This is a genomic window from Streptococcus suis, assembly GCF_019794555.1.
GTDB classification, from domain to species: domain Bacteria; phylum Bacillota; class Bacilli; order Lactobacillales; family Streptococcaceae; genus Streptococcus; species Streptococcus suis_AB.
Genome location: NZ_JAIMEP010000004.1, coordinates 85250 through 97267 on the forward strand (window position 1 = coordinate 85250; position 12018 = coordinate 97267).

Genomic DNA, 12018 nt, shown 5'->3' on the forward strand with positions numbered 1-12018 from the left:
ATAATGTATTAAAAATAAAATAGGAGTGAAATTATGGTTAAAGTTTTAACAGCCTGCGGAAACGGCATGGGCTCATCTATGGTCATCAAGATGAAGGTAGAAAACGCCCTTCGTCAACTCGGCGTAACAGATTTTCAATCAGCTTCTTGCTCAGTCGGTGAAGCAAAGGGTTTAGCGGCAGGATATGATATTGTCGTAGCCTCTAACCACTTGATTTCTGAGTTGGAAGGTCGCACGAAAGGTCATTTGGTTGGTCTTGACAACCTCATGGACGACAACGAAATCAAAACAAAATTACAAGCAGTGCTATAAATAGCCGTTAGGGGTAGGGAGTTTCCCTCCCCCTTTCATATAGCGTGTAGAAGGGAAAAACTATGAATTTACAAAAATCATTTACAGAAAATAATTCCATTCGCTTGGGATTGACAGCGGAAACCTGGCAGGAGGCTGTTCACAAGGCTGTTGAGCCCTTGATTGACAGCGGTGCTGCGACAGAAGAATACTATGATGCCATTATTGCTTCGACCGAAGAATATGGTCCCTACTATGTGCTCATGCCTGGTATGGCTATGCCTCACGCCCAAGCAGGTGTCGGTGTCTTGAAGGATTCCTTTGCTTTGATTACCTTGACAAAACCAGTCGTTTTCTCAGATGGGAAAGAGGTGTCTGTTCTGCTCACTCTTGCAGCTACCGATCCAAAGATTCATACATCCGTAGCTATTCCACAAATCATTGCCCTCTTTGAATTGGAAAATTCAATCGAGCGTTTGATTGCTTGTCAAACTCCTGAGGAAGTCTTGGCAATGGTGGAAGAGTCCAAAAACAGTCCGTACCTAGAAGGTTTAGATTTAGAAAGTTAGGAGAAAAAACATGAAACATATTCCAAATTTACAAGTTGCCCTTGACCATTCAGACTTACAGGGAGCGATTAAAGCAGCTGTCTCCGTTGGTCATGAAGTGGATGTCATCGAGGCAGGTACCGTTTGTTTGCTCCAAGTTGGTAGCGAATTGGTAGAAGTTCTTCGCAGCCTCTTCCCAGACAAAATTATCGTTGCAGATACCAAGTGTGCGGATGCGGGTGGTACTGTGGCTAAAAACAATGCTGTTCGTGGTGCGGACTGGATGACTTGTATCTGTTCTGCAACTATTCCAACTATGGAAGCGGCTTTGAAGGCCATCAAGGAAGTTCGTGGCGACAAGGGTGAAATCCAAATCGAACTCTATGGTGACTGGACTTATGAACAGGCTCAACTCTGGTTGGACGCAGGTATTTCCCAAGCTATTTATCACCAATCGCGTGATGCCCTCCTTGCAGGCGAAACCTGGGGTGAAAAAGACTTGAACAAGGTGAAAAAATTGGTTGACATGGGCTTCCGTGTTTCTGTAACAGGTGGTTTGGACGTTGATACCCTTAAACTCTTCGAGGGTGTAGATGTCTTCACCTTTATCGCAGGTCGCGGTATTACAGAAGCAGCAGATCCAGCAGCAGCGGCGCGTGAATTTAAAGACGAAATCCGTCGTATCTGGGGGTAAGGCCTATGGCACGACCAATCGGAATATATGAAAAGGCAACGCCCAAACACTTTACATGGAAGGAACGCTTGGAGTTTGCCAAAGAATTAGGTTTCGACTTTGTGGAGATGTCGGTGGATGAGAGCGACGCTCGTTTGGCTCGTTTGGAGTGGACCAAGGAAGAGCGTTTGGAGCTGGTCAAGGCCATCTATGAAACAGGTGTCCGCATTCCGACTATCTGTTTCTCTGGTCACCGTCGTTATCCACTCGGCTCCAATGACCCTGCTCTCGAAGCCAAGTCCTTAGAAACCATGAAACAGTGTATCGAACTGGCTCAGGATTTGGGCGTTCGTGTCATCCAGTTGGCTGGCTACGACGTTTACTATGAGGAAAAATCGCCTGAAACTAGAGAGCGTTTCATCAAGAATCTCCGTCAGGCTTGCGACTGGGCAGAACAGGCTCAGGTCATGTTGGCTATTGAGATTATGGATGATCCATTTATCAACTCCATTGAAAAATACCTAGCCGTTGAAAAAGAAATCGACTCGCCTTATCTCTTTGTCTATCCAGATACTGGAAACGTGTCTGCTTGGCATAATGACATTTATAGCGAATTTTATCTGGGACACCGTTCTATCGCAGCCCTTCACCTCAAGGATACCTATGCGGTAACTGAAAATTCCAAAGGTCAATTCCGTGATGTCCCATTCGGTCAGGGCTGTGTGGACTGGGAAAATATGTTTGCAGTCTTGAAAAAGACCAACTACCAAGGTCCATTCTTGATTGAAATGTGGTCAGAGAATTGTGAAACGGTTGAGGAAACACGAGCAGCTATCAAGGAGGCACAAGATTTCCTCTACCCATTGATTGAGAAAGCGGGGTTAAACTAATGCCAAAAGATCTACAGGAAATGCGTCAGCGGGTCTATGAAGCCAATATCGCTCTACCTGCCCACGGACTTGTCAAGTTTACCTGGGGCAACGTATCAGAAGTCTGCCGTGAACTTGGTCGTATCGTCATCAAGCCCTCTGGTGTGGATTATGAAAAATTGTCACCAGAAAACATGGTGGTGACTGACTTGGATGGAAATGTGGTAGAAGGAGACCTGAATCCTTCGTCTGACTTGGCGACCCACGTTGCCCTCTACAAGGCTTGGCCAAACGTACATGCTGTCGTGCATACGCATTCGACAGAAGCAGTTGGTTGGGCTCAAGCTGGTCGTGACATTCCATTTTATGGGACAACTCATGCGGACTATTTCTATGGTCCAGTACCGTGCGCTCGTTCCTTAACGGCTGAAGAGGTGAACACTGCCTATGAAAAAGAAACAGGAGCAGTCATCATCGAGGAATTTGAACGCCGAGGCATTGATCCAGTGGCCGTTCCAGGAATTGTTGTCCGTAACCATGGACCATTTACCTGGGGCAAGGATCCTGCTCAGGCAGTTTACCATAGTGTTGTCCTTGAGGAAGTGGCTCGGATGAACCGCTACACCGAACAAATCAATCCACGGGTGGATCCAGCGCCAAGCTATATCATGGACAAGCACTACCTCCGTAAACATGGTCCCAATGCCTACTATGGACAAAAGGGAGATGTCCACTGATTAAAATAGAATGAAAAAGGAGAGACTTGCTTCTTATTCTGAAAATGAAGCTAGCAGTCTGTCCTTTTTGTGGCGTAGAAAAACCGAATGTTCTTTACGGCAGCGATATGTTTTGCTATACTTATAGATATTTGCATGAAAAAACCATTGAAACTGTCTGTGCGGCTGAGGCGGCTACGATGAGAAAAAGGAGGTGCGACTGTGTCGCTAGATAAGAGTAGCTGTGCCTTGTTGCGGCATTTGATTGGCTTACAAGAACCAGAGACGATTATGTCCATGTCCAAAGAATTGCAACAATCACGGCGCAAAATTTACTACCATCTGGAGAAAATAAACGATGCCCTACCAGCCGATGTTGCTCCCTTGGAGAGTTTGCCCCGTATGGGTATTGTGCTGTCGGAAGAACAAAAACAAGCTGGCTTAGATTTGTTAGCGTCGATTGATGCTTATAGTTATACCATGAATATTGCTGAGAGAATGCAGCTGATGATGGTATACATTTGCATTGCTCCGGAGCGCGTTACGCTGGAAAAGTTGATGGAACTGACCGAGGTTTCACGCAATACTGTGCTCAATGACCTCAATGAAATCCGGGCTCAATTGGCGCAGGAACAGTACAAAATGACCCTCTATGTTTCCAAAAGTCAGGGTTACGATTTGATTTGCCACCCGCTCAATAAAATCCAGTATGTTCATGCCCTTTTGTACAGCATTTTTTCCGATGCCAATAAGGGTTTCATCCAAGTTTTGGAAGAAAAACTGTCAGACTTAATTGGTTACCAGCTCATGTTTTCTCCGGAAATGGAGCAATTTTTGCAGGACCAAGTGCCCCAGATTGAACGCCGTCTGGGCAAGAAAATCAATCACTACGAAATCGAATTTATGCTCAAAGTCTTGCCTTTTCTGCTGCTGAGCTACCGCAATATGCAGCTAGACGAAATTGACGAACGGGCTACCTTGAGCGAATTTAAAATCATTCAAGAGCGGATTGAGTATCGAGTGGCCAAGGAATTGCGGGCTGCCTTGCAGGCGAGATTTGAAGTGGAATTGGACGAAATCGAAGTTTCCTTGATTACCATCCTCTTGCTGAGCTACCGCAAGGACAGTGATGTCCATGTGGCTAGTCAGGATTTTGCGGAAATGAAACACGTAGTTGAGCGCTTTATTCACCAGTTTGAGGTCCATTCTTCTTTTGAGTTGGAAAACAAGGAAGAGCTAGCTAAGCACCTTTTGGCCCACTGTAAGGCCTTGCTTTTTCGGAAAACCTACGGCATTTTGACCAAAAATCCAATGCTTCAGCAAATCCAAGATAAGTACAGCACACTGTTTTCGGTGACACGTGTGGCCGGAAAGCTGTTGGAAGAAGAGTGGCAGATTGAATTGACCGATGAAGATATTGCCTATTTGACCGTTCATTTTGGTGGGACCATCCAGCGGAGACGGACCCGAAAAAGGCAAAATCAAACGGTTTATCTCATTTGTGATGAAGGCTTGTCGGTGCAACGTTTGCTCTTCAAGCAGTGCCTCTACCATTTGCCGGACAAGAAAATCGAAGCGGTCTTTACCACCGAACAATTCAAGAGTGTCGAAGATTTGGTCGAAGCAGATTTCTTGGTGACGACCAGCGAAGGCTTGGAAACGAATTTTCCGCTCGTGCGCGTGCATCCGATTTTAGATTTTGAGGATGTATTGAACCTGACCTATTTTGCCAAATACCAGAGCTTGGCCGATGAAAAACAGGGTTTTGCGGTCGAATTGGACAAGTTGCTGACCACTTATATTGTGGATGGTCAGGCGGTTCAAGAATTGAAGCAACAATTGCAAAAATTGATTACAGATGAATTGCTCTATAACTTGTCGAGCAAGGATATTGAGTCGGATTTGTATTAGAATGTTCTTAGAAGTAAATCTGTGAATGTAGTTTCTAAAAGTCCAAATGTGAACACATACCTGTGTTTGATTTGGTCTTTTTTTTGTCCGTAAATGAGCATATACTAGAAGCATAGAAATAGAAAGTACCTTATAGGAGGATGACAAATGGCTAAGGTTCAAGATATTACAAGAGAATCATGGATTCTTTCAACTTTCCCAGAATGGGGAACTTGGCTCAACGAAGAAATTGAAGAAGAAGTAGTGCCTGAAGGCAATTTTGCTATGTGGTGGCTAGGAAACTGTGGTGTTTGGATTAAGACACCGGGCGGAGCCAATGTGGTCATGGATCTTTGGTCATCTCGCGGTAAATCAACTAAAAAAGTAAAAGACATGGTCTGGGGCCACCAAATGGCTAACATGGCAGGTGTGCGGAAATTGCAACCAAACTTGCGTGTGCAACCGATGGTCATCGACCCATTTGCCATCAATGAATTGGACTATTATTTGGTATCTCACGTTCACAGTGATCACATGGACATCAGCACCGCTGCGGCCATTATCAACAATCCAAAATTGGACCACGTCAAATTTGTCGGCCCAGTTGAGAGTGGCGATATTTGGGAAAAATGGGGTGTTCCAGCTGACCGTATCATCCGTATCGCACCAGGCGATAGCTTTGAATTCAAAGACATCAAGGTCCACGCTGTAGAATCCTTCGACCGTACTTGCTTGGTGACCTTGCCAATCGAAGGTTATGACGAAAATGGCGGTAAATTAGCAGGACTTCCTGTGACAGATGAACTCATGGCTCGCAAGGCAGTCAACTATGTCTTTGAAACGCCTGGCGGAACCATCTACCACGGTGCAGACTCCCACTTCTCAAACTACTTTGCAAAACACGGTCGTGACTTCAACATCGACGTTGCTATCAACAACTACGGTGACAACCCAATCGGTATCCAAGACAAGATGACCTCAATCGACCTTCTCCGTATGGCGGAAAACTTGCGTGCTAAGGTAATCATCCCTGTTCACTACGACATCTGGTCTAACTTCATGGCGTCAACAGATGAAATCTTGCAGATCTGGAAAATGCGTAAGGAACGCTTGCAATACGATTTCCATCCATTCATCTGGGAAGTTGGTGGCAAGTATACTTACCCGATGGACAAGGACCGCATTGAATACCATCATCCACGCGGTTTCGACGACTATTTCTTGGAAGATTCCAATATTCAATTCAAGGCTTTATTGTAGTCAATACATGGAGGCAGGACAGAGGTTCTGCCTTTTTCCAACAGAATAGCTACTATTCCCAAAGACATAGAAAACGCTTTATGGTATAATGAAAACATGACTTTATAAAAGGAGAAAATCATGTCAAATCTTTCAGTCAATGCGATTCGATTCCTTGGTATTGATGCCATTGAGAAATCGAAATCAGGTCACCCTGGCATCGTTATGGGTGCAGCCCCAATGGCTTATAGCCTCTTTACTAAAGAACTTCGTGTAAATCCATCCCAACCGAATTGGATTAACCGTGATCGTTTCATCTTATCAGCTGGCCATGGCTCCATGCTTCTTTATGGCCTCCTTCATTTGTCAGGATTTGAAGATGTCACAATGGATGAAATAAAGAATTTCCGTCAATGGGGTTCAAAAACACCAGGTCACCCAGAATTTGGTCATACAACAGGTGTAGATGCGACTACAGGTCCTCTTGGACAAGGGATTTCAACTGCGACAGGATTTGCGCAAGCAGAGCGTTTCCTTGCAGCTAAGTACAACCGCGATGGCTTCCCAATCTTTGATCATTATACTTACGTTATCTGTGGTGATGGGGACTTGATGGAAGGTGTTTCCTCAGAGGCTGCTTCTTATGCAGGGCTTCAAAAATTAGAAAAACTCATCGTTCTCTATGATTCAAATGACATCAACTTGGATGGTGAAACGAAGGATGCCTTTACAGAAAGTGTTCGTACACGTTACGATGCATATGGTTGGCATACAGACCTCGTAACAGATGGTACAGATGTAGATGCCATCTTTGCGGCTATTGAAAAAGCAAAAGCTGCTGGTAAACCATCACTTATCGAAATCAAGACAGTTATTGGTTATGGTTCACCAAATAAAGCTGGAAGCAATGCGGCTCACGGTGCTCCTCTTGGTCCAGAAGAGGCAGAAGCAACTCGTAAGGCACTTGATTGGAACTATGCTCCGTTTGAAGTTCCAGCTGAAGTCTATGCAGACTTCAAAGCTAATGTAGCTGACCGTGGAGCAGCTGCGTATGATGCTTGGGTGAAATTGGTGGAAGACTACAAAGTAGCACATCCAGAATTGGCTGCAGAAGTAACAGCTATCTTGGAAGGTCGTGAATTGGCTGAGTTGACAGAAGCTGATTTCCCTGTCTATGAAAATGGTTTCTCACAAGCAACTCGTAACTCATCACAAGATGCAATAAATGCAGCAGCGGCTGTATTACCAAATTTCTTTGGTGGTTCAGCTGACTTGGCACACTCAAATATGACTGTCATTAAGGGGGAAGGACTTCAAGACTCTGCTAATCCTCTGAATCGCAATATCCAATTCGGTGTGCGTGAATTTGCTATGGGTACTATCTTGAATGGTATGGCAGCACACGGTGGACTTCGCGTTTTCGGTGGGACCTTCTTCGTCTTCTCAGACTATGTGAAGGCAGCAGTTCGTTTGTCAGCCCTTCAAGGTCTTCCTGTGACTTATGTCTTCACGCATGACTCAATTGCAGTTGGTGAAGATGGTCCAACTCACGAGCCGATTGAGCACTTGGCAGGACTTCGTGCTATGCCAAACCTCAACGTTTTCCGTCCAGCAGATGCGCGTGAAACACAGGCAGCTTGGTACTTGTCATTGACCAGCAAATCAACACCATCAGCCCTTGTTCTCACTCGTCAAAACTTGACAGTTGAAGAAGGAACAGACTTTGACAAGGTTGCCAAAGGTGCTTACGTGGTCTATGAAGCAGCAGGCTTTGATACAATCCTTCTTGCATCTGGTTCAGAAGTGAACTTGGCTGTAAAAGCTGCCAAGGAACTAGAAGCAGCAGGCACTAAGGTTCGCGTGGTTTCTGTGCCATCAACTGAACTCTTCGATGCACAAGACGCTGCCTACAAGGAAGAGATCCTTCCAAATGCTATCCGTCGTCGCTTGGCCATTGAAATGGGTGCAACTCAAAGTTGGTACAAGTATGTCGGTCTTGATGGTAAAGTTCTTGGTATCGACACGTTCGGTGCCTCAGCTCCAGCCCAAACAGTTATTGACAACTATGGCTTCACAGTAGAAAATGTTGTGAAATTGGTTGGCGAATTGTAATAAAATGTCAGAAACAGCCTTTCGGGGCTGTTTTTCAAGTTCGTTTCAATTGTTATGGAAAATACTGTGTGATTTTGAACATTGATACTCTTCGAAAATCAACATTATCCGTTGTCAAGAGCCTTGATGAGTGAAAAACTCCAGTCGGCCTGTAACCTTGAAATGAGATAGTAACAGAGTTCTATCTTCGGCGTAATGACGGGAGTGGGAAAGAACTCGACCAGTCTAAAACATACTAAGATTAGTAGTGAGGAAATCTCCGATGGGAGAAAGTACTCACTACTTTTTCTTTATGATAAAGTAGAGGTGTCTTGTTAAGTCGTGGGACTTTTTGACGCTAGACGTCGCAACAAAAACTGGCAAGGCACCTGTTTTAGAAAGAATGTTATCAAAGTATGTGGGACGCCAGACGTCGAGTATTGAAAATGACATCACTAAAACAAGGAATCATTCAAGACAAAGAGGTAATATCATGCGAGTAGTATTTGGGATTGACGTGAGTAAGGTAAGTTCAGAAGTAGCCATTCTAGTCAATGGCGAGAAGGTTCATAACTACACCATGTCCAATGATGCCATTGGCTTTTCTCGGCTACTTGGCGATTTGAAAACCGTCCACAAGCCTGAAACCATCTTTGAAGCAACAGGCGTTTATTCTCGTCGTCTTCAAACTTTTCTAGAAGATAATGGCTATGCTTATACACGGCTCAATCCCTTAGAAGCTAAGAAGCAACTGGATAGCTTGCGTGTGCGGAAAACAGATCAAATTGACGCTGAAAAACTGGCTCAGTCTCAGTTTGTACTGAATCGTAAACCGACATATGTCCAAGAAGAAGTCTATCAAAATCTGCGAGATTTAAGTCGATTCTATCAGAATCTGACCGAGGACATTGTTCGGGCTAAAAACCGCCTGCACAAGGTCTTACAGGTCACTTTCCCTGAATTGGAAAATATCTTGTCAACACCAACTGGTGAACAATACTGGAACTTAGTTATAGCTTTTCCTTGTAAGGACTTCGTGCTTGAGCTAAGCAAGGATAAACTCTTAGAAAGCATTCGTCAATCCACTTCAAAACGGATTTCGGACAAGCGTGTGGCGTACTTAGCCGAAAAGCTGATAGCACTAGCTAATCAATCTTATTGTGCCGTCAAGAAAACCTCTCCAATGCTGGAAGAGGTCCGTTACTATACAAAAGAATTGCTTAGACTTTCTGAACAGAGACAGGCAGTCTTAGACGAAATGGTGGAACTAGCTCAGCCATTACCTGAATATGACATTCTGCGCTCTATTCCTGGAATAGCTGAGACTACTGCAACAAGTATTATTGGTGAACTGGGAGATATTCGCCGTTTTCAGTCTGCCAATCAAATTAATGCCTTTATCGGTATTGACCTGAGACACTATGAATCTGGTAACTTCCTCGCTAAGGAACACATTACCAAGCGTGGCAATCCCTACGCTAGAAAGATTCTGTTCAAATGTATTCACAATATTGCTTCAGCCAGTCATACCAATCCTTGCCATATCGCAGACTTTTATGAGAAACGAAAAAGACAATCGCAAACGACTTCAACGAAGCCGCACACGATTGCCTCCATACATCGTCTCATTCGGACAATGTATTACCTCATTATGCATAACAAACTTTACGATTACGCTTCAACCCAAAATCGATAAAACTGTTTATGCTCTATCATTGTAACACCTTATCAAAAAATTTCAACATAAGGTGTTGGTTTTGTATACACTTTTTTCACTAAACTTTAGTCCAAAAGAAAACAATTTCCTTATTTTGACTATTGAACTCAAAATATTTTTCGTCAAATACCTTGATGGACTTGACAAATGGTAGAAAAAGAGTTCGTCAACAATTTTTCGTTTTAAGTTGTTGAGCTGAAACAGTCTATCCCCAGACTGTTTCACTCCCACCACCGCACAGCTCCAAAGGTTCGAGGAACCTTTGGAGGTTGGAGATAAAGCGAACTTTGTTCGCAACAGTCGTTATGGTCAGATTTGGAGTGTGAAACACGAACTGCTGAGATTTGCTGTGCAAATCTTATCTCCTACCTTTAACAGTCTCCCAGACTGTTAAAGCCAATCAACCACTGCGCTGAGATGTTGACACGAACTCTGAGAAGCGAGGCTGGACTTTCTGCCCAGCCTCAATATTTCCAGCCTTCAACTATCTCCCAGATAGTTGACGATAGGCTACTTTTGATTTTCATTGAGTATGACAATCAAAAAAAACGCACAATGATTATTCTAATGGAGAGATATCATCCTGCGTTTGTGTTGAGCGCTTTTAATTGTAGTTGCCTATTGGTTTAAAAAATCAATAGGGAAATAAAATATCATAGATAAGTTTGAAGTTGAGTAAGGTTAATATGAAAGCCACAAGGTAGCCGAAAAGAGTGTTCCAACGGGCATTAACCATATTTCCCATTATTTTGGGGTTAGACGTAAAGTAAACAAGTGGAAAGATAGAAAATGGCAGAGCAAGTGAGAGGAATACTTGTGAATAGACAATTAGTTGATCTAGAACGGCTTCATTATCCCCGTAAAATACAGCAACAATGACTACTGGTAATAAGGCTAAGAGTCGAGTTGTTAATCGGATACTCCATTGTGGGAGTTTGAGGTTAAGAAAGCCTTCTGTGACAATCTGTCCAGTCAGTGTTCCTGTGATGGTTGAATTCTGACCACTAGCCAATAAAGCGACTGCAAATAAAGTTGATAAGAAGCCGCTAGCAATACTCCCTGCAACTGAGGAGTCATTGAGTGCATTATACATTTGTGAAAATGCACTGATATCACTAGAGTGTCCGTAAAATAGTGTGGCTCCAAGAATGAGAAGTAAAGAATTGACAAAAAATGCTAGGCTTAGTTGTAAGTTTGAATCCCAACTCATAAAGCGTACCGCTTCAGAGATTGACTTATTATCTTCATAATTTACTTTCCGTGTCTGTGAAATGGACGAGTGCAGATAGAGATTGTGTGGCATGACTGTAGCGCCAATGATACCAAGAGCTAGAGTTAGTTGGCTATTAGTAGTAGTTTGATGAAGGTTGAATATAGAGAGATGAGGAAGATATCCGTGTAGAATCCCTGAAAAACTAGGTTTGGACAATGCTACTAGATAAATGAAAATGCCTAGAATAGTTAAAATTAACGTTGTTACCACGGCTTCTATTTTTCGAAAACCCAATTTCATCAGTGACAAGAGTAAGAATACATCCAGTATGGTAATGAGAATGGAGAACAGTAATGGCCAGCCAAAGAGTAAATGAAGAGCAATACCAGAACCAATAACCTCAGCCAAATCAGTCGCCATTAAGGCTAATTCTATGACGATAAACAGCAGATAGCGTAGCCAACTAGGTAAATGTGCTGCTGTCATTTGGGCTAAATCTTGGCGAGTAACAATACCTAACTTTCCGGCCATTTGTTGCAGTTGCATGGCAATAAGAGAAGATATCAAGATAACAGATAATAAAAGGTATTTATAACTGGCACCACCTATAACACTAGTAATCCAGTTCCCTGGATCCATATAACCAACAGCTACTAGTGCTCCAGGTCCTAAAAATGCCTTTAGAGTCTTGAAAAAACCACCATTTTTTGGAACAGCAATACTTTGATTTACTTCACTAAGCGATATTTTTGTTTTTTTCATAGTGTCACT

10 protein-coding genes are annotated in these 12018 nt (G+C 43.4%); 9 read left to right on the forward strand and 1 reads right to left on the reverse strand.

The genetic code is table 11. From position 1 onward, the window contains the following. Positions 1–33 precede the first annotated feature (33 nt). The 9 genes from K6V48_RS02875 to K6V48_RS02915 all read left to right on the forward strand — a co-directional run bounded on the left by K6V48_RS02875 (position 34) and on the right by K6V48_RS02915 (position 10013). The gene (locus K6V48_RS02875; RefSeq protein ID WP_009910950.1) at positions 34–312 is read left to right on the forward strand and encodes a PTS sugar transporter subunit IIB; all 279 of its coding nucleotides are present in this window, start codon (positions 34–36) and stop codon (positions 310–312) included. Positions 313–374: 62 nt separating this feature from the next. Next, a complete protein-coding gene (locus tag K6V48_RS02880; protein ID WP_014736516.1) occupies positions 375–860 on the forward strand; it encodes a PTS sugar transporter subunit IIA in 486 nt (161 codons plus the stop codon). A gap of 10 nt (positions 861–870) precedes the next feature. Next, the gene (locus tag K6V48_RS02885) at positions 871–1533 is read left to right on the forward strand and encodes a 3-keto-L-gulonate-6-phosphate decarboxylase UlaD (RefSeq protein WP_002939878.1); all 663 of its coding nucleotides are present in this window, start codon (positions 871–873) and stop codon (positions 1531–1533) included. A 5-nt stretch (positions 1534–1538) separates the two neighbouring features. Next, positions 1539–2402 (forward strand): L-ribulose-5-phosphate 3-epimerase, encoded by an 864-nt coding sequence (locus K6V48_RS02890; RefSeq protein WP_222367880.1) that lies wholly within the window; start codon positions 1539–1541, stop codon positions 2400–2402. After that, complete coding sequence (locus K6V48_RS02895) at positions 2402–3118, forward strand: L-ribulose-5-phosphate 4-epimerase (protein WP_222367881.1); 717 nt, start codon at positions 2402–2404, stop codon at positions 3116–3118. The genes K6V48_RS02890 and K6V48_RS02895 overlap by 1 nt, the downstream gene beginning before the upstream one ends. A 201-nt stretch (positions 3119–3319) precedes the next feature. Beyond that, on the forward strand, positions 3320–5008 hold the full coding sequence (locus K6V48_RS02900; RefSeq protein ID WP_222367882.1) for a BglG family transcription antiterminator: 1689 nt from the start codon (positions 3320–3322) through the stop codon (positions 5006–5008). Between the two features lie 147 nt (positions 5009–5155). After that, positions 5156–6247 carry an L-ascorbate 6-phosphate lactonase gene (ulaG, locus tag K6V48_RS02905; protein ID WP_222367883.1) on the forward strand — a complete coding sequence of 364 codons (1092 nt, stop codon included), beginning with the start codon at positions 5156–5158 and terminating at the stop codon, positions 6245–6247. Positions 6248–6367: 120 nt separating this feature from the next. Continuing rightward, positions 6368–8338 carry a transketolase gene (tkt, locus tag K6V48_RS02910; RefSeq protein WP_222367885.1) on the forward strand — a complete coding sequence of 657 codons (1971 nt, stop codon included), beginning with the start codon at positions 6368–6370 and terminating at the stop codon, positions 8336–8338. Positions 8339–8810: 472 nt separating this feature from the next. Then, positions 8811–10013: an IS110 family RNA-guided transposase gene (locus K6V48_RS02915; protein WP_315863151.1), complete on the forward strand. Its 1203-nt coding sequence runs from the start codon at positions 8811–8813 to the stop codon at positions 10011–10013. Between the two features lie 655 nt (positions 10014–10668). Here the strand turns inward: K6V48_RS02915 and K6V48_RS02920 are convergent. Continuing rightward, entirely contained in the window at positions 10669–12009 is a 1341-nt protein-coding gene (locus K6V48_RS02920) for an Nramp family divalent metal transporter (protein ID WP_222367889.1), read from the reverse strand. Between the last annotated feature and the right edge of the window lie 9 nt (positions 12010–12018).

What these genes read in the sequence shown, in the direction of transcription:
- K6V48_RS02875 (WP_009910950.1), top strand. Translation starts at nt 34, where the DNA reads ATGGTTAAAGTTTTAACAGCCTGCGGAAACGGCATGGGCTCATCTATG.
- K6V48_RS02880 (WP_014736516.1), top strand. Translation starts at nt 375, where the DNA reads ATGAATTTACAAAAATCATTTACAGAAAATAATTCCATTCGCTTGGGA.
- K6V48_RS02885 (WP_002939878.1), top strand. Translation starts at nt 871, where the DNA reads ATGAAACATATTCCAAATTTACAAGTTGCCCTTGACCATTCAGACTTA.
- K6V48_RS02890 (WP_222367880.1), top strand. Translation starts at nt 1,539, where the DNA reads ATGGCACGACCAATCGGAATATATGAAAAGGCAACGCCCAAACACTTT.
- K6V48_RS02895 (WP_222367881.1), top strand. Translation starts at nt 2,402, where the DNA reads ATGCCAAAAGATCTACAGGAAATGCGTCAGCGGGTCTATGAAGCCAAT.
- ulaG (WP_222367883.1), top strand. Translation starts at nt 5,156, where the DNA reads ATGGCTAAGGTTCAAGATATTACAAGAGAATCATGGATTCTTTCAACT.
- tkt (WP_222367885.1), top strand. Translation starts at nt 6,368, where the DNA reads ATGTCAAATCTTTCAGTCAATGCGATTCGATTCCTTGGTATTGATGCC.
- K6V48_RS02915 (WP_315863151.1), top strand. Translation starts at nt 8,811, where the DNA reads ATGCGAGTAGTATTTGGGATTGACGTGAGTAAGGTAAGTTCAGAAGTA.
- K6V48_RS02920 (WP_222367889.1), bottom strand. Translation starts at nt 12,009, where the DNA reads ATGAAAAAAACAAAAATATCGCTTAGTGAAGTAAATCAAAGTATTGCT.